This window comes from Qaidamihabitans albus, assembly GCF_016464705.1.
Classification (GTDB): domain Bacteria; phylum Actinomycetota; class Actinomycetes; order Mycobacteriales; family Pseudonocardiaceae; genus Qaidamihabitans; species Qaidamihabitans albus.
Window position 1 is genome coordinate 260,066 of sequence record NZ_JAEHOB010000001.1, and the last position, 16,756, is coordinate 276,821.

The following is a 16,756-nucleotide window of genomic DNA, read 5'->3' on the forward strand; positions in this document are numbered from 1 at the left end:
ATGGACGACAACGACGAAGCGCGGTTCCGCGAATTCGCCTCGGCGCAGGCGCACGGGCTGCGCCGATCCGCCTACCTGCTGTGCGGGGACTGGCATCTGGCCGAGGACCTGATGCAGAACGCGCTCATGCGGATATACCGTGCCTGGTCGCGGATCGACGTTGCCGAGCCGCTCGGCAACTACGCGCGCAAGGTCCTGCTGCGGGCGTGGCTGGACGAGTGGCGCCTGCGTGAACGGCGGGAGCCAGTCCCGGACCTGGCCGACGCCGCACCCGCCCCGCCGAGCACGCCCAGCGCGACTGGACACGCGACAAGGTGCGGCGCGGGCTGCGGGAGCTGCCGCCGAGGCAGCGGGCCACGCTCGTCCTGCGTTACTTCGACGAACTGAGCGTCGGCGAGACCGCCGCGATCCTCCGGTGCTCCGAGGGCACCGTCAAGAGCCAGACAGCGAGGGGCCTGGCCACCCTCGGCCGCGTACTCGCCCGCCCCGAACTGGGCGCCGAACAGGGAAAGGTGACGACATGAGCGAGCACGAGGTACGCGAGGCGCTGGTCGATGCCGTCGCGGACGAGCCCCCGCTGAACTTCGACCCGGATGAGCTGATCGGCACGGTGCGGGAGCGCACCAGGCGGCGCCGGGCCGTGTGGAGCGCGGGCGCGGGCGTGGCGCTGGTCGCGGCGCTCGCGGTGGCCGTGCCGCTGGCGCTCGGCGGGCCCGGCGAACCCGGGTCGACGCAGGCGGCCGCCGGTTCCCGGGCCCCGTCGGCCCCGGCAGCCCCGGCAGCCCCGGCACAGCCGGGGTGGCCGCCGGACAACGTCGAGCCGACGCGGTACACCGAGGCCGAGCTGCGGCAGCGCGGCGAGGAGATGCGCACGCACCTGCGCGACCGGTTCCCGGCCGTGGTGCCGGAGGCGGCCGATGTCGAGGTGGGCGAGTTCTCCGGGGAGGCGACCGGATCGGTCACCGAGGGGCAGCGGTATCTCAACTCGTTCGTGCGGTTCACCGCGGACGGAGCGCCCACGGCGGTCAACGTCCAGGTCAACGCGGCCGGTGCGGACATGCCGCCGCCCGGCGGGATGTGCGAGGCGGAGCCGTCCGCGGAGTGCACGGTGCAGGTCCAGCCGGACGAGAGCGTGCTCGTGCTGGTGGAGCACTCCGGTGTCGGGAACGGCCCGGACATGAAGGTGACCACGGCGTACCACTACCGCACCGATGGCGTCGTGCTGATGGTGTCGGGGTACAACTACGACCCGACCGCCGGGGCGGAAACCGATCACCTGCCGGATCTGACGGTGACCACCGCCCAGCTCATCGAGCTGGCGAGCGACCCGGCGCTGCGGTTGTGACCCGGCTCGCCGGTTAGCCTGACCGCGTGAGCGACAAGCCGAGCATCCCGAACGTACTCGCGGGCCGTTACGCCTCCCCCGAGCTCGTGACGCTGTGGTCCCCGGAGAACAAGGTCAGGCTGGAGCGAGAGCTGTGGCTCGCCGTGCTGCGGGCCCAGTCCGAGCTCGGGGTCGAGGTGCCCGACGGCGTGCCGGCCGACTACGAACGGGTGCTCGGCGACGTCGATCTCGCGTCGATCGCCGCCCGCGAGCGCGTCACGCGGCATGACGTCAAGGCCAGGATCGAGGAGTTCAACGCGCTGGCCGGGCACGAGCACGTGCACAAGGGCATGACCTCGCGGGACCTCACCGAGAACGTCGAGCAGCTTCAGGTGCGGCGCTCACTCGAACTGATCCGCGGCCGGACGGTGGCGCTCCTGGCGATGCTGGGCACGCTGGCCACCGAGCACGCGGACCTGGTCATCGCGGGGCGCTCGCACAACGTGGCCGCGCAGGCGACGACGCTGGGCAAGCGGTTCGCCACCGCCGCGGACGAGCTGCTGGTGGCCTACGAGCGGCTGGACGAGCTGATCGCCCGCTACCCGCTGCGCGGGATCAAGGGGCCGGTCGGCACGGCGCAGGACATGCTCGACCTGCTCGGCAGCGAGTCCACATTGGAGTCTCTTGAGGCGCGGGTCGCGGAGCATCTCGGCTTCGAGCGTGTACTCACGAGTGTGGGGCAGGTCTACCCGCGCTCACTCGACTTCGACGTGCTGTCCACCCTGGTCCAGCTCGCCGCGGCGCCGGGCAGCCTGGCAACGACGATCCGGCTGATGGCCGGGCACGAGCTGGTCACCGAGGGCTTCCAGCCGGGGCAGGTCGGTTCGTCGGCCATGCCGCACAAGATGAACACGCGCTCGTGCGAGCGGGTCAACGGGCTCGCGGTGGTGCTGAGGGGTTACCTCTCGATGATCGGCGAGCTCTCGGGCGACCAGTGGAACGAGGGGGACGTGTCCGATTCGGTGGTCCGCCGGGTCGCGTTGCCGGACGCGTTCTTCGCGCTCGACGGGTTGCTGGAGACGATGCTGACCGTGCTGCGCGAGTTCGGGGCCTTCCCGGCCGTGGTCGACCGCGAGCTCGCCCGGTACCTGCCGTTCCTGGCGACCACGAAGGTGCTGATGGCCGCGGTGCGGGCCGGGGTCGGCCGGGAGCGTGCGCACGAGGCGATCAAGGAGAACGCCGTCGCCGTGGCGCTCGCGATGCGCGAGCAGGGACAGGTGGAGAACGACCTGCTCGACCGGCTGGCCGCCGACGAGCGCATCCCGCTCGACCGCGCCGAGCTGGACGAGCTGCTCGCCGACCGGCTCTCGTTCACCGGCACGGCCGCCGGGCAGGTGGGCGCCGTGGTGGCGCGGATCGAGGACGTGCTCAAGCACTTCCCGGACGCCGCCGCCTACGTTCCGCGGCCGATCCTCTGACCCATGGCACGCGTCGCGGATCTCATCACCTATCCGGTCAAGGGCTGCGCAGGGACGCGGGTGCAGGCCGCTGAGCTGGCTCCGGCCGGGCTGGAGCACGACCGCACGTTCATGGCGGTCGGCGAGGACGGCACGTTCCGCAGCCAGCGCCGCCACCCGGTGCTCGCGGTGGTCCGGCCTGCCGTGCTCGACGGCGGCGCCCGGCTCGCGCTGAGCGCGCCGGGCCACACCGACATCGAGGTCGCCGTCGCGTTCGACGGCCGCCGCCGCGACGTTTCGGTGTTCACCTGGGCGGGCCAGGGCGTGGACCAGGGGGATGAGGCGGCGGCGTGGTTCTCCGCCGTGCTCGGCGCGCCGTCCCGGCTGGTCCGGGTCCCGCCGGAGCACAGGCGCGAGACCAGCGGCGAGACACCCGGCAGCGCCGGGTTCGCCGACGGGCACGCCGTGCTGGTCGCCTCGTGGGCGTCGCTGGACCTGCTGAACGAGCGCATCGCCGAACGGGGTGGCGAGCCGGTGCCGATGGACCGGTTCCGCCCCAACCTGGTGGTCGACGGCTGGACCGAGCCGCACACCGAGGACGACGTGTGGCGGATGACCGCGGGTGGCGCGGAGCTCGGCTTCGCGAAGGTGTGCGTGCGGTGCACGGTCCCGACCGTCGACCAGGAGACCGGCACCAGGTCGGGCCCCGAGCCCGTTCGCACGCTGGCGGGGTACCGGCGGGGCCCGGACGGCGGCGTCACGTTCGGGATGAAGGCCGCGGTCCTTCGTGCCGGAACTGTCCGGATCGGCGACCGGGTGCGGGTCGAGTCCAGGGTGACGTCGCCCACGTGAGGCGGTCAGTCGTCGTCCAGACTTTGAGAACGACTGGAACGGCGGGTGCGGGTCTGTCACGATTAGGATCGTGATATCGCAGGTGGGGCGTGCGCACGGGCCGGCGCTGGTGCAGCGCAGGCACGTCGACCTCCTGCGGGTCAACTCGGCGGCGTGCCGTCCGCGCTGAAGCTGGCTGCCCGGTTCTCGTATGCTGCCGCTGTCGACATGACGGCCGCCTGACGCTGAGGTTCTAAATGGAAACGCTCTTGCTGTTCGGCCTCGCCGGTATGCTCGCCCAGCTCGTGGACGGCTCGCTGGGCATGGGCTACGGCGCGACGTCGACGACCGCACTGGTCGCGTTCGGCACGGCGCCGGCGATCGCGTCCGCGTCGGTCCACCTCGCGAAGGTCGGCGCCTCGCTCGCGTCCGGCGTCTCCCACTGGAAGTTCCGCAACGTCGACTGGCGGACGGTCGGCATCCTGGCGGTGCCCGGTGGCCTCGGTGCCATCGTCGGCGCGTTCCTGCTCGTGTCGCTGTCCGGCGGCGTCGCGGCCGTGCTGATCAGCTCGATCCTGTTCCTGCTCGGGCTCTACGTGCTGATCCGGTTCGCCTTCCTCAAGCTGGGCAAACTGATCACCGACAAGCGCCCTGGCGCACGGTTCCTCGGCCCGCTGGGGCTCGTCGCCGGGTTCGTCGACGCCACGGGTGGTGGCGGCTGGGGGCCGGTCGCCACCACGACGCTGCTGTCGAGCGGGCGGCTGGAGCCCCGCAAGGTCGTCGGGTCGGTCAGTGCCGCCGAGTTCGTCGTTTCGGTCGCGGCGAGCGTCGCGTTCTTCTTCGCGCTCGCCCAGAACCAGGGGATGAACTTCCTGGTCGTCGCCGGGCTGCTGGGCGGCGGCGTGCTCGCGGCCCCGTTCGCCGCATGGCTGGTGCGGCTGATGCCGCCGCGCGTACTCGGTGCCGCGGCGGGCGGGATGATCGTGCTCACCAACGCCTGGCTGCTGCTGCGGGTGGCGGATGCGACCCCCACCGTCTTCGGCACGGTCTACGTCGCGATCGTGGCGCTGTGGATCGCCGGGCTGGTCGCCGCGGTCCGCTCGGTGCGCGCCGAGAAGCGGATGAACGCGCTCGTCGGCGAGGACTCACCACCGGCGAAGCCCCACCAGGCCACCCGCCGCTGACGTCGCGGCTAGGGTGACGCCGTGACGACGACGCTCGCCGACTACTCCAAGATCGCCTCCGGCAAGGTCCGGGAGCTCTACGCGGTGGACGCCGAGCACCTGCTGCTCGTGACCTCGGACCGGATCTCCGCGTACGACTTCGTCCTCGACACCCCGATCCCCGACAAGGGGCGGGTGCTGACCGCGATGAGCGCGTTCTGGTTCGAACTGCTCGGTGACGTCCTGCCGAACCACCTCGTCGGCCACGACGACGAGCGCATCCCGCCGGAGGTCCGTGGCCGGGCGCTGCTCGTGCGCAGGCTGGGGATGCTGCCGGTGGAGTGCGTGGCGCGCGGCTACCTCGCCGGTTCCGGCTACTCCGACTATCTGCGGACCGGCTCGGTGTGCGGTGTCGAGCTACCTGGCGGGCTGACCGAGGCCGAGCGGCTGCCGGAGCCGGTCTTCACCCCGGCCACGAAGGCCGATCTCGGCGCCCACGACGAGAACGTGAGCTTCGCCGACGTCGTGGCCACGGTCGGCGCCGAGCGCGCGGCCGAGCTTCGGGACGCCACGCTGGAGCTGTACCGGCGCGGTGCCGAGCACGCGGCCGGGCGCGGCATCCTGCTGGCGGACACGAAGTTCGAGTTCGGGCTCGACGCGAGCGGGCGGCTGGTGCTCGCCGACGAGGTGTTGACGCCCGATTCGTCCCGGTACTGGCCCGCGGAGGGGTACCGGCCGGGACGGCCGCAGCCGTCGTTCGACAAGCAGTACGTGCGCGACTGGCTGACCGGCCCGGAGTCCGGCTGGGACCGGGCCGCCGACACGCCGCCCCCGCTGCCCGACGACGTGGTCGCGGCGACCAGGCAGCGCTACGTCGACGCCTACGAGCGCATCACCGGCCGCACCCTCGCCGACTGGCCCGCGCCCCCCTCGTGACCCTCGTGAGTGGTGACGCGCGTTCTAACTCGTGTCTTCACTCACGACTCACGCGGATGTCAACGCGTCGTCATCCCGGTCGGGCCTACTGGGAGTCGTGGACGCGTGTTTGCTGGTGTCGCTCTCCGGGATCGGCCCCCGGACGCTGCATCGCTGTGCCGACCTCGCGGCCGAGCTGGGCCGGCGTGCCGTGCCCCTTTCGATGCTGTTCACGCCGAGTGCCGAGGACGGCTCCCCGCAGGTGGCCGAGTGGATGCGGGAGCGGGTCCGCGGCGGGGACACCGTGCTGCTGCACGGCTACGACCAGCGCGTCCGGGCGGAGTTCGCCACGCTGCCCGCGCACGAGGCGCGGCTGCGGCTGATCGCGGCCACGTCCGCCCTGGACCGGGGCGGCCTGCGCACCGAAGGGTTCGCGCCGCCGCGCTGGCGGGTGTCGCGCGGCACGCTGGACGCCCTGCGCCAGCACGGGTTCTCCCTGTGCGCCGACCTCTCCTCCGTGCGCGACCTGCGTACGGGCGGGGTCCGGCGGGCGCGGGTGCAGGGCTTCGGCAGCCAGCGCCAGCGCACCGAGACGGTGCGGTGCTTCGCGCTCGTGCTGAGCGCGGCGCGGGCGGCCCGCCGCGGTGGCCTGGTCCGGCTGGGGGTGGACGCCGCCGACCTCACGCGGCCGGGCCGGCGGCAGGCGTTCCTGGACGCCGTGGACATCGCGCTGGAGAACGGCGCCGTCGGCGGTGCCTATCTCACGGCGTCGCCTGCTCGCCCCTCGGCAGCACCCTGACCTCCGTGCCCGCCGGTGCGAGGTTGGTGAACAGGCCGTAGTGCATCTGCGGGCTGGCGAGCACCGCCTCGTGGATCGGCACCGCGACCCTGGGGGCGACCGCCCGCAGGAAGTCCACGGCCTCGGCCGCCTTCAGCCACGGCGCGGCCGTGGGCAGGCCGAGTACGTCGATCCCCTGGTCGGGCACGAAGAAGGAGTCGCCGGGGTGGTAGAAGGCGCCGTGCTCGAACACGTAGCCGACGTTGGGCACGATCGGGATGTCCCGGTGGATCATCGCGTGCTGGCCGCCGACCACGTGCACCGTGGCTCCGCCGATGGCGAGTGTCGTGCCCGGCTGCGCGGTGTGCGAGGACAGGCCCAGCTTGGCCACCGTCTCCGCCGAGCCGGGGTCGGTGATCAGCCGCGCCCGCGGGTTCGCCGCGAGCAGGCCGGGCAGTTTCTCCGAGTCGATGTGGTCGTAGTGCTGATGCGTGATCAGCACCGCGTCCAGCTCCCGCTCGCCCTCGAAGCCGGTGGAGAAGGCGCCGGGGTCGAGGAGCATCCGGGCGTCGTCCGCTTCGAGCAGTACGCAGGAATGTCCATAGTGGACGATACGCATCGGCTTCTCCCTACGGTCTGGCGACACCACACTACGCGCGCAGCAGGGCGTCACCAAGAGCGCTGCGGCGGTAGTGCACCGCCCTTCCGCGGCGGGCGGCGATGAGCAGCCCGGCGTCCCGCAGCGCGGTGAGGTGCCCGGAAACCGTGGCCGGGGAGAGGCCGAGCGCCCCGGCGAGCGCCGTCGTGCCCGCCGGCTCGTCGAGCGTGTACAGCAGCGCAGCCTTGGTCCGCCCGAGCACGGCGGCCAGCGCCTCCGGGGGTCTGGGCTCGGGTTGCCAGACCCGTGCCGCCCCCCTGGCCGGGTAGACGAGCGCGGGCTGCCACGGTGGCAGCAGCACCACGGCGACGTCCGGCCAGCCGAACACGCTCGGCAGCAGTTGCAGCCCCCGCTCGTCGAGTCTGGCGCGGTTGCGGGTGGGGGTCTGCACCAGCACGGCGTTGTCGGTCAGGCTCACCCGTGGATGGACCTCGCCGAGCATCAGCGCGAGCCCGCCTTCGGCCAGCCGGCGCGAGCGGTGTTCGATGTCGGCGGCGAGGACGTTCGCGATCCGTGACCAGTGCGGCGCGATCAGCTCCGTCCAGGCCAGTTCCAGCTGATCGGCGAGCAGGTCCCTGGCGTGTGCCGGGTCGGTGGGCAGGCCGGTGAGGTCGGCGTCGACGAGCGCGAGCTCCGCCGCCACCTGCTTCGGCGGGGTTCGCCGGACGAGCGCGAGCTGCTCCTCCGCGGTAGTGGCCGGTCCGCTCGTCGGCGGAGCGAGGAAGTCGGTGATGTAGCGGCGGGCGCTCAGCACCGCCAGCAGTTCGCGGATCGGCAGGTCGCGCGCCGCGCCGGCGAGCCACGGCAGGTGGGCCGGGTGCCGCCGGGTGCCGGCCAGTACGCGCAGCGCGCCGAGGGCCTCCTCCAGCGGGCAGATGGCGAAGCGCACGCGGTGCGCGCTTGCGGGGGTGAGCACGAGCTCGATCACCGGCCACCGTCCTGGATTCGGAAATGACCGAATCAGTATGCGCCCGGCGACCGCGTGCACAGGCTTGGCGCCATGACGAATGGGGTGCTTGCCCGGCTGCGGGACACCGGTTACCCGCGGTGGTCCGTGGCCGCGCAGTTCGGTCGGTTGCCCTCGGCGGTCGCCCCGCTGGCGTTTACCATCCTGACCACGGCCACCACCGGTTCGTACCGGCTGGGCGGCGTCATGATGGCGGTGTTCGTGGCCGCGGAACTCCTCGGCGCCGTGCCGGCGGGGCGGTTCCTCGACCGGGCCGGGCCGCGAAGGGGCATGGTGCTGCTGCTGGCAGGGGCGGCAGCGGGATTCGCCGCGCTCACCGTAGCGGCGGCGGTCGCGGCGCCCGGCGGCGTGCTGCTGGCACTCGTCGCCGTTCCGGGGTTGCTGGCGGGCGGCCTGGCCGGTGGTCTCCGGTCGTTGCTCGCGGGCGCGGTCCCCGACGAGTTGCTGCCACGTGCGGTGGCGGTGGACGCGATGCTCATCGACGGGGTGCTGATCGCGGGCCCGCTGCTCGCCGCGCTGCTCGCGTCGGTGCACGCGCTGGCTCCGCCTGCGGTGATGACACTGGCGTACGTGGCGTGTGCGGCGCTGCTGCCTCGCGGCGGCGGAACCGCCGTGGTGGCACCGGAGGGCGCGCGGCTGCCGGTGCGGGCGGCCGCTGGCTGGCTGGCGTGCGTGTTCGCGATCGGACACCTGCTCGCGACGATCGAGGTCGCCCCGCTGCCGCTGGCCGGGCGGCTCGGCGCCGGCGAGGTCGCGGCCGCGCTGATCGTGGCCGTGCTCTGCGGTTCGAGCATCGCGGGCAGCGCCGTGTTCGCCTGGCGCGGTCGCACGACGCCGGTCGCGGCGAGGGTGTTCCTCGGTGTCTTCGTCGGCGGTGGTGTGCTGGTCTCCCTGGATCTGGGCTGGCCCGGCCTGCTCGCCGGGGTGGTGCTTGTCGGCGCGTGCACCGGTCCGCTGCTCACCGTCGCGACGGTGAACCTGCAGCGCCTGCTGCCGCCCGGCCGCCGGTCGGAGGGGTTCTCCGTCGCCTTCGCCGTCCAGGCGACCGGTTTCGCGCTCGGCTCGCTCAGCGTGGGGCTGCTGCCGCTGGCCCTCGCGCCGCTGCTCGGAGCGGGCAGCGCGGCGCTCGCCTGTGCGATGCTGAGTCGGACCGAAAGGTAGTTGGCAGTCTGCCAGTAAGCGTCGTACGCTGGGGGCGAGCCGAGGCCGATGGAGGCATGTCATGACCACCGTGCAAGCTCCGCGATCCGATGCCGCCAGTGCGAGCGCCGAGACGTTCGACTCGCTGAACCCGGCGACCGACGAGGTGGTCGGGACCTATCCCGTGCACACCGCCGAGCAGGTCGAGGCCGCCGTGGCCAGGGCGAGGGAGGCCGCGCGCTGGTGGGACTCACTCGGGTTCGACGGCCGCGCCGAACGCCTGCGCCGGTGGAAGGGCATCCTCGCGCGGCGGCTCACCGACCTCTGCGAGGTGGTCCGGCAGGAGACCGGCAAACCGCGCGGCGATGCGCAGCTCGAAGCCGTGCTCGCGATCGAGCACGTCGCGTGGGCGACCAGGAACGCGCGCAAGGTACTGGGCAGGCAGCGCCGCTCGCCCGGGCTGCTGCTGTCCAACCAGGCCGCGACCGTCGAGTACCAGCCGCTGGGCGTGGTCGGCGTGATCGGGCCCTGGAACTACCCGGTCTACACCCCGCTCGGCTCGATCAGCTACGCGCTGGCCGCGGGAAACGCGGTGGTGTTCAAGCCGAGTGAGTACACCCCCGGCGTCGGCAAGTGGCTCGCCGACGCCTTCGCAGAGGCGGTGCCCGAGCAGCCGGTGCTCCAGCTGGTCACCGGCTTCGGCGCGACGGGTGCCGCGCTCACCCGCGCCGACGTGGACAAGATCGCGTTCACCGGCTCGACCGCCACCGGCAAGAAGATCATGGCCGCCGCCGCGGAGAGGTTGACCCCGGTCATCATCGAGGCCGGCGGCAAGGATCCGGTCCTCGTCGACGCCGACGCCGATCTGGATGCCGCCGCGGAGGCCACCGTCTGGGGCGCGTTCTCCAACTCCGGCCAGACGTGCATCGGGGTCGAGCGCGTCTACGTGCACGAGCGCGTGCACGACGAGTTCGTCGCCAAGGTCGTCGAGCGGGCGGAGCGGGTGCGCGCGGGCTCCGGCCCCGGCGACCAGTACGGGCCGATGACGATGCCCGCGCAGCTGGACGTGGTGCGCAGGCACATCGCGGACGCCCTCGCGCGGGGCGGTCGGGCGCTGGTCGGCGGTGCGGACACCGTCGGCGACCGTTACGTCCAGCCGACGGTGCTGGTGGATGTCCCGGAGGACTCGCTGGCCGTGCGCGAGGAGACGTTCGGGCCCACGGTGACGATCGCGAAGGTCACCGACATGGACGAGGCCGTGGCCAAGGCGAACGACTCGGCGTACGGGCTCGGCTCGACGGTGTTCTCGAAGCGGCGCGGGCTGGAACTGGCGCGGAAGCTGCGGACCGGGCAGACGGCGATCAACGCGCCGCTGTCGTTCGCCGGCATCGCGTCGCTGCCCTTCGGCGGGGTCGGCGACTCCGGCTTCGGGCGTATCCACGGCCCGGAGGGGCTGCGGGAGTTCGCGCGCGCGAAGTCGATCGCCCGGCAGCGCTTCACGCCCCCGCTCGCGCTGACCACGTTCGCCCGCACCGCGAAGACCGAGGCGCTGGTGGGCAAGCTGATCGCCAGGCTGCACGGCCGCTCGTGAGTGCGCACACGAGTTAGAACTCGTGTCGCCACTCACGACCCGCTGGCGAGGGCGAGGGCAGGGCGGTCGCGTTCGAGCAGGGTGGCGTAGTGCCCGCCCTCGGCGAGCAGCTCCTCGTGGGTGCCGCGCTCGGCCACGCGCCCGCCCACCAGCACCACGATCTCGCCGGCGTCGCGGACGGTGGAGAGCCGGTGGGCGATCGTGATCGTCGTCCGCCCGGCCGACAACGAGTTGATCGCCTGCTGCACGGCCCGCTCGGTCTGCGTGTCCAGCGCGCTGGTGGCCTCGTCGAGTACGAGGATCGGCGGGTCGCGCAGGATCGTGCGGGCGATCGCGAGCCGCTGCTTCTCGCCGCCGGAGAACCGGTAGCCGCGTTCGCCGACGATCGTGTCGTAGCCATCCGGCAGCGCGGTGATGTGCTCGTGGATCCGCGCGGCGCGCGCCGCCTCGTGCAGGTCCTCGTCGGTGGCGTCCGGCTTCGCGAAGCGCAGGTTGTCGGCGACGGACGCGTGCAGCAGGTACGTCTCCTGCGACACCACGCCGACCGTCCGCGCCAGCGTCTCGAAGCTCAGGTCGCGCACGTCCACGCCGTCGATGGTGACCCGCCCGGTCGTGGCGTCGTAGAGCCGCGGCACGAGGTAGCTCAGCGTCGTCTTGCCGGAGCCGGTCTCGCCGACGATCGCCACGTTGCCGCCCGCGGGCACGGTGAGGTCGATGCCGTCCAGCGTGTCGTGCTCGCCGTCGTAGGAGAACCGCACGTCCCGCAGGCGGACCTCGCCGCGGACCGGGTCGAGTGCCACGGGCCTCGCCGGCTCGGCGATGTCGACGGGCAGGTCCAGGTACTCGAAGATGCGCTGGAACAGGGCGAGCGAGCTCTGCAGCTCCACCCCCGTCTGCAGCAGCGACATCGTGGGCCGGAAGAGCGTCTGCTGCAGCGTCACGAATGCGACCAGCGTGCCGAGCGAGGTCATCGGGATGCCCAGGAGCGCGCCCGCGCCGGCCGCCCAGTAGATCAGCGCGGGCATCGCTGCCATCACGATCTGGATGGTCGACATGCGCCAGCGTCCGGCCATGCTCGAGGAGATCTCCAGCCGCGCCAGCCGGTCGGACTCCTCGGTGAACTCCCGGGTCAGCGACTGCGACCGGCCCATCGTGCGGCCGAGCAGGATGCCGCTCACCGACAGCGACTCCTGCACGCTCGACGAGATCGTGGCGAGCTGCTTCTGCCGCCGCGCGGTGATCCGCTTGCGCTCCGCGCCGACCCGGCGGCTGATCCAGACGAACACCGGCAGCAGTGCGAGCGAGACGATGGTCAGCCGCCAGTCGAGCGCGATCATCGCGATCACCGTGGCGACGACGGTGGTCACGTTGGACACCAGGGACGTGGCGGTCGAGGTCACGGTCGCCTGCATGCCGCCGATGTCGTTGGCGATGCGCGACTGCACCTCGCCGGTGCGCGTACGCGTGAAGAACGCGAGCGACATCCGTTGCAGGCGGGCGTAGACGGTGGCCCGCAGCCCGTGCATGACGCGCTGCCCGACCGAGGTGGACAGATAGGTCTGCAGCACGTTGAACACGCTGGTGGCCACCGCGACGCCGAGCATGCCGAGCACCAGCAGGGTCAGCAGGCCGGTGCGTTGCTGCGGGATCGCCACGTCGAGCACCTCGCGGAGCAGGAACGGCGAGGCCACCGAGACCAGCGACGACAGGCCGACGAGCAGGCCGACGACCGCGAGCCTGCCGCGGTGGGGCCGGAAGAGCCGCAGGATGCGCCGCACGGCGACCGGCTGCTGGCTCGGATTCTCGGCGAGTGACATATACCGAGCATAGCTCTTAATTACCTAAGTTCACAATTACCTATGCTCTGCTAGTCTGTGTGGGTGGACACGGAGGAGAGCGAGGGCCGCCTCGGCGAGCTGTTCCTGCGGCTGACTCATCGAGCGCGCGCGCTACAGATCGAGCGCTTCGCCCCGCTCGGGCTGACCCCGGCGCAGGCGCGTGCGCTCAGCGTCATCGGCCGGTGCGACCGGCCGCCACGGATGGCGGAGCTGGCGGAGAAGCTGCACGTCGTGCCGCGAGCAGTGACACCGCTGGTCGACGCGCTGGAGGAGGCGGGTCTCGTGCACCGCCGGATCGATCCGGAGAACCGGCGCTCGACACTGCTCACGCTCACCGAACGCGGCCTGCGGCTGCGCAGGAAGGTGTACGAGACGCGGACGGCCGCGGTCGAGGAACTCTTCACGCCGCTCACCCCGGACCAGCGCGCGACGCTGCTCGAACTACTGGAGACAGTGGACGAGGCCGGCTGACAGCACGAGGGCCACCGGCACCGCGGGTAGCGGCTCCGGTGGCCCTCGGGTGTGCGTACGCTCAGGCGGGCAGCAGGTGCTCCGGCACGTTCTGGAACGCGACCGGGCGCAGGAAACGCGCGGTCGCCGCGGTGCCCACCGAGGTGTGCAGCGGTGCGGTGGTGGCGGGGTAGGGCCCGCCGTGGTGCATCGCGTGGGTGACCGCCACGCCTGTCGGCCAGCCGTTCCACAGCACCCGGCCGGCCCGCGCGGCCAGCTCCGTCAGCAGTGGCCGCGCGATCTCGTCGTCGTCCTCGCCGTGCACGGTGCCGGTGAGCTGCCCCTCCAGCGCGCGGGCGACGGCGAGGGCCTCGTCCCGGCTCGCGTACTCGACCACCAGCGACGCCGGGCCGAAGCACTCGGTCAGCAGCGGCTCGCCGTCGTCCAGCAGTGCCCGCGCCGTGGTGGCCAGCAGCGTCGGCGCCGGGCCCTCCGGGGTGTCGGCGCCCTCGACGAGCACCCGCACCTCCTCGTGTTCCACGAGGCCGCCGAGGCTCGCGCGGTAACCCGCACCGATCCGCTCGTTCAGCAGCGGGGCCGCCGCCTTCTCCCGCACCCGCTCGGCGGCCAGCGAGCCGAGCCCGGTGCCCGCTGGTACCACGAACAGCCCCGGCTTGGTGCAGAACTGGCCCGCGCCCATGGTGAACGAGTCCACGTAGCCAGCCGCGATCTCGGCGCCCCTTGACCGGGCGGCCTGTTCGGTGACGAACACCGGGTTGATGCTGCCCAGCTCGCCGTAGAACGGGATCGGTTTCGGCCGGGAGACCGCGAGGTCGAACAGCGCCCTGCCGCCGCGCACGGAGCCGGTGAACGCCACCGCCTCGACGCGGGGGTCGAGCACCGCCGACCGGCCGTTCTCGTCCCCGTGCACCACGGCGAACGTGCCCTCCGGTGCGCCCGCCCTGCTCAGGGCGCGGTGCACGACCTCGCCGGTCGCGTCGGAAAGGCGCGGATGCCCGGGGTGCGCCTTGACGATCACCGGGCAGGCCGCCGCCAGCGCCGACGCCGTGTCGCCGCCGGCGACCGAGAACGCGAACGGGAAGTTCGAGGCCGCGAAGACCACGACCGGGCCGATCGGCAGGTGGACGCGGCGCAGCGCCGGGCGCGGTCCCGGCGGCCAGTCCGGGTCCGGCGCGTCCTCGGCGACCTCGAACCCCGCACGCACCTGCTCCGCGAACAGTCGCAGCTGAAACGTCGTGCGCACCAGCTCCCCGCGCAGGCGGGCCTCCGGCAGGTGGCTCTCCTTCTGGGCGAGCGGCACGAGCTCGTCGGCAGCGGCGTCCAGCTCGTCGGCGACCGCGGTCAGCGCCGCCGCCCGCTCGGTCCGCGGCAGCTCGCCCCACGGCCGCGCGGCGGCGTCGGCCGCGGCGAGTACGTCCTCCAACACTATTCGCTCGCTCCCTTCGTGCCCCGGAACTGCCAGTCGTCCGCGAACAGGTTGAACTGCGCGGCCTGGAACGGGTGCTCCGCGATGAAGTCGGTGTCCAGTTCGAGCCCGAGCCCGGGCGTGGTCGGCAGCGTGAAGTAGCCGTCCTCGACCTCCGGCAGTCCCGGCGCGGCGCGCTTCACGTGCTCGTCGGCGAAGTCGTTGAAGTGCTCCTGGATCTTGAAGTTCGGCGTACATGCCGCCAGGTGCAGGTTCGCCGCGGTGAGCACCGGCCCGCCGACGTTGTGCGGAGCCACCAGCACGAAGTGCGTCTCGGCGGTGGCCGCGAGCTTGCGGGTCTCCAGGATGCCGCCGAGGTGCCCGATGTCCGGCTGGATGATGTCGGCGGCCTGCAGCTCGAACAGCTCGCGGAACTCGGCGCGGTCGTGGATGCGCTCCCCGGTGGCCACCGGGGCGTCCACCTGCCCGGCCACCTTCGCGAGTGCCCTGAGGTTCTCCGGTGGTACCGGCTCCTCCAGCCAGCTGGGGTCGAACGGCGCCAGCGCCTTCGCGATCCGCACGGCCTCACCGGGGGCGAACCGGCCGTGCATCTCGACGAGGATCTCCACGTCCGGCCCGACGGCGTCGCGGACCGCCTCGACCAGCCCGACGCTGCGCCGCCGCTCCTCCGGCTCCAGCTCCCACTGCCCGGGGCCGAACGGGTCGAACTTCAGCGCCCGGTACCCGCGTTCGACGACCTTGAGCGCGGCGGCGTGGAACTCCTCCGGCGAGCGCTCGACGGTGTACCAGCCGTTGGCGTACGCCTTGACGCGGTCGCGCACCTTGCCGCCGAGCAGCCGCCACACGGGCTGGCCGAGCGCCTTGCCGACGATGTCCCAGCAGGCCATCTCGACGCACGCGATGCCGGACATCATGATCTCGCCCGGCCTGCCGTAGTCCCCGCGCTTCATCCGCTGCACCAGCGACTCGATGTCGAACGGGTCGGTGCCGAGGACGTGCCTCGGTACCGCCTCGGTCAGGTAGCCGCGCAGCCCCTCGGTGTGGCCGAGCATCCGCGTCTCGCCGATACCGCTCAGGCCCTCGTCGGTGTGCACGCGCACGAAGGTGAGGTCCCGCCAGGGGGTGCCGAGGACGAACGTCTCGACGTCGGTGATCTTCATGTCGCACTCCTCATCGCGTTGCCGGGCACGGCCAGGTCGTCGGCGGGCAGCAGCGAGCCGACGGCCTCCGGCGCGTACCTGGCCAGCATCTCCAAACCTATTTCCGCCCGCCGCACCCGTTCCCGGCCGAGGCTGACCGCGGTGTGCGTGAGGTGACTGCCGCTCGGATAGATGTTGGGCGCGTTGCGCAGCCCGAACTTGAGGTAGACGGGCGCGGCCACGCGCACGATCTCCGCGATCTCGAAGTGCCGCACGAAGCCACCGAGGTCGTCGGGCGACTCGACGTAGATGTCGATCGGGATGTCGATCGCCGCGCGGATCGCGGCCAGCTGCGCCAGCGACAGGTCGGTGGGCACGTTGTAGGTGCTCGCACCGGCCTGCTCGGCGACCCGGATCGCCGCGGGGTTGGCCAGGCCCATCTGCACGCTGGCCTTGAACTGCAGGTCGGCGGGCAGCTCACCGGCCTCCCGCATCCTGGCCGCGACGGTGAGCACCCCGAGGTCGGTCACGAGCACGCTGCGGATGCCGGCCCCTGCGGTGCGGCGGATGTCCTCCAGCGCGTGCACGAGCTGCTCGGTGCCCCTGGCCTGGGCGGCCAGCGGGCCGCCGCCGGGCGCGAGCGATCCGGCGCCGGTGTCCCAGCAGGCCACCGGCCGCGCGAACAGGCTCAGCTCGACGCCGCGTGCCTCGGCGAGCCCGGCCATCGCGGTGAGCTCCCGCGCGGTGAGCAGCATCCCGCCGCTGCCCTGTGACAGCCGGTGCACGACGACCCCGCGTGCGTCCGCCTCGCTGTAGACCGCCTCCATCGCCTCGGTGCCCTCGACACTCGGGATCTCGACGCGGTACTGGGCTCCGTCGGGGAAGCGTTTGGTGCTGCTCGGCAACTCGCCGGGATCGCCGCCCGGCAGGCCGAGCGAGCGGAGGAAGGCACGCGACCGTTCCACTGGACCACCGCCATGTTCGATATTTCGGAATAGGTTCGCTATCGCAGACGACCGTAGAGAACCGGCCGGTGCCGGTCAAGGCCGGCGTCGGCC

The 16,756-nt window shown here is 72.5% G+C and carries 18 protein-coding genes; 12 read left to right on the forward strand and 6 right to left on the reverse strand.

The annotated features are described in order from the left end of the window. From JAP66_RS01295 to JAP66_RS01325, 9 genes are all read left to right on the forward strand, one after another. On the forward strand, positions 1–387 hold the full coding sequence (locus JAP66_RS01295) for a sigma factor (protein ID WP_307849392.1): 387 nt from the start codon (positions 1–3) through the stop codon (positions 385–387). Continuing rightward, positions 315–524: a sigma factor-like helix-turn-helix DNA-binding protein gene (locus JAP66_RS32850; RefSeq protein ID WP_307849393.1), complete on the forward strand. Its 210-nt coding sequence runs from the start codon at positions 315–317 to the stop codon at positions 522–524. Before JAP66_RS01295 ends, JAP66_RS32850 begins: the two co-directional genes overlap by 73 nt. Further along, a complete protein-coding gene (locus tag JAP66_RS01300) occupies positions 521–1,345 on the forward strand; it encodes a hypothetical protein (RefSeq protein WP_199429351.1) in 825 nt (274 codons plus the stop codon). Before JAP66_RS32850 ends, JAP66_RS01300 begins: the two co-directional genes overlap by 4 nt. Before the next feature lie 26 nt (positions 1,346–1,371). Continuing rightward, entirely contained in the window at positions 1,372–2,802 is a 1,431-nt protein-coding gene (gene purB, locus JAP66_RS01305; protein WP_199429358.1) for an adenylosuccinate lyase, read from the forward strand. 3 nt (positions 2,803–2,805) lie between these two features. Continuing rightward, entirely contained in the window at positions 2,806–3,633 is an 828-nt protein-coding gene (locus JAP66_RS01310; RefSeq protein ID WP_199429365.1) for an MOSC domain-containing protein, read from the forward strand. 70 nt (positions 3,634–3,703) lie between these two features. Continuing rightward, complete coding sequence (locus tag JAP66_RS33135) at positions 3,704–3,802, forward strand: putative leader peptide (RefSeq protein ID WP_372448924.1); 99 nt, start codon at positions 3,704–3,706, stop codon at positions 3,800–3,802. A gap of 67 nt (positions 3,803–3,869) precedes the next feature. Beyond that, positions 3,870–4,796 carry a sulfite exporter TauE/SafE family protein gene (locus JAP66_RS01315; RefSeq protein ID WP_199429367.1) on the forward strand — a complete coding sequence of 309 codons (927 nt, stop codon included), beginning with the start codon at positions 3,870–3,872 and terminating at the stop codon, positions 4,794–4,796. Between the two features lie 21 nt (positions 4,797–4,817). Beyond that, complete coding sequence (locus JAP66_RS01320) at positions 4,818–5,711, forward strand: phosphoribosylaminoimidazolesuccinocarboxamide synthase (protein WP_199429369.1); 894 nt, start codon at positions 4,818–4,820, stop codon at positions 5,709–5,711. A 97-nt stretch (positions 5,712–5,808) separates the two neighbouring features. Further along, entirely contained in the window at positions 5,809–6,489 is a 681-nt protein-coding gene (locus JAP66_RS01325) for a DUF2334 domain-containing protein (protein ID WP_307849394.1), read from the forward strand. Here JAP66_RS01325 and JAP66_RS01330 read toward each other — a convergent pair. Continuing rightward, complete coding sequence (locus tag JAP66_RS01330) at positions 6,452–7,087, reverse strand: MBL fold metallo-hydrolase (RefSeq protein WP_199429371.1); 636 nt, start codon at positions 7,085–7,087, stop codon at positions 6,452–6,454. The genes JAP66_RS01325 and JAP66_RS01330 overlap by 38 nt on opposite strands. Positions 7,088–7,118: 31 nt before the next feature. Then, complete coding sequence (locus JAP66_RS01335) at positions 7,119–8,054, reverse strand: ArsR/SmtB family transcription factor (protein WP_199429373.1); 936 nt, start codon at positions 8,052–8,054, stop codon at positions 7,119–7,121. A gap of 72 nt (positions 8,055–8,126) precedes the next feature. Between JAP66_RS01335 and JAP66_RS01340 the strand changes: the two genes are divergently transcribed. Continuing rightward, on the forward strand, positions 8,127–9,254 hold the full coding sequence (locus tag JAP66_RS01340) for an MFS transporter (RefSeq protein WP_210769519.1): 1,128 nt from the start codon (positions 8,127–8,129) through the stop codon (positions 9,252–9,254). Between the two features lie 61 nt (positions 9,255–9,315). Further along, on the forward strand, positions 9,316–10,824 hold the full coding sequence (locus JAP66_RS01345) for an aldehyde dehydrogenase family protein (RefSeq protein WP_199429375.1): 1,509 nt from the start codon (positions 9,316–9,318) through the stop codon (positions 10,822–10,824). Positions 10,825–10,856: 32 nt separating this feature from the next. Here the strand turns inward: JAP66_RS01345 and JAP66_RS01350 are convergent, their stop codons facing one another. Next, positions 10,857–12,641, reverse strand: a complete 1,785-nt coding sequence (locus tag JAP66_RS01350; protein WP_199429377.1) for an ABC transporter ATP-binding protein — start codon at positions 12,639–12,641, stop codon at positions 10,857–10,859. Positions 12,642–12,704: 63 nt separating this feature from the next. Between JAP66_RS01350 and JAP66_RS01355 the strand changes: the two genes are divergently transcribed. After that, complete coding sequence (locus JAP66_RS01355; protein WP_199429379.1) at positions 12,705–13,133, forward strand: MarR family winged helix-turn-helix transcriptional regulator; 429 nt, start codon at positions 12,705–12,707, stop codon at positions 13,131–13,133. A gap of 61 nt (positions 13,134–13,194) precedes the next feature. Here the strand turns inward: JAP66_RS01355 and JAP66_RS01360 are convergent, their stop codons facing one another. Genes JAP66_RS01360 through JAP66_RS01370 form a run of 3 tightly spaced genes read right to left on the reverse strand, consistent with a single transcriptional unit; the run spans position 13,195 to position 16,663 of the window. After that, positions 13,195–14,559, reverse strand: coding sequence for an aldehyde dehydrogenase (NADP(+)) (locus JAP66_RS01360; protein WP_372448925.1), 1,365 nt, complete (start codon positions 14,557–14,559; stop codon positions 13,195–13,197). Next, entirely contained in the window at positions 14,559–15,719 is a 1,161-nt protein-coding gene (locus tag JAP66_RS01365) for a mandelate racemase/muconate lactonizing enzyme family protein (RefSeq protein ID WP_199429381.1), read from the reverse strand. The genes JAP66_RS01360 and JAP66_RS01365 overlap by 1 nt, the downstream gene beginning before the upstream one ends. Continuing rightward, entirely contained in the window at positions 15,716–16,663 is a 948-nt protein-coding gene (locus JAP66_RS01370; protein ID WP_199429383.1) for a U32 family peptidase, read from the reverse strand. Before JAP66_RS01370 ends, JAP66_RS01365 begins: the two co-directional genes overlap by 4 nt. Positions 16,664–16,756 lie beyond the last annotated feature (93 nt).

Excerpts from the sequence above, each read along its gene's own strand:
- JAP66_RS01365 (WP_199429381.1), bottom strand. The coding sequence starts at position 15,719 with ATGAAGATCACCGACGTCGAGACGTTCGTCCTCGGCACCCCCTGGCGG.
- JAP66_RS01300 (WP_199429351.1), top strand. The coding sequence starts at position 521 with ATGAGCGAGCACGAGGTACGCGAGGCGCTGGTCGATGCCGTCGCGGAC.
- JAP66_RS01295 (WP_307849392.1), top strand. The coding sequence starts at position 1 with ATGGACGACAACGACGAAGCGCGGTTCCGCGAATTCGCCTCGGCGCAG.
- JAP66_RS01345 (WP_199429375.1), top strand. The coding sequence starts at position 9,316 with ATGACCACCGTGCAAGCTCCGCGATCCGATGCCGCCAGTGCGAGCGCC.
- JAP66_RS01350 (WP_199429377.1), bottom strand. The coding sequence starts at position 12,641 with ATGTCACTCGCCGAGAATCCGAGCCAGCAGCCGGTCGCCGTGCGGCGC.
- JAP66_RS01340 (WP_210769519.1), top strand. The coding sequence starts at position 8,127 with ATGACGAATGGGGTGCTTGCCCGGCTGCGGGACACCGGTTACCCGCGG.
- JAP66_RS01330 (WP_199429371.1), bottom strand. The coding sequence starts at position 7,087 with ATGCGTATCGTCCACTATGGACATTCCTGCGTACTGCTCGAAGCGGAC.
- JAP66_RS01310 (WP_199429365.1), top strand. The coding sequence starts at position 2,806 with ATGGCACGCGTCGCGGATCTCATCACCTATCCGGTCAAGGGCTGCGCA.
- JAP66_RS01315 (WP_199429367.1), top strand. The coding sequence starts at position 3,870 with ATGGAAACGCTCTTGCTGTTCGGCCTCGCCGGTATGCTCGCCCAGCTC.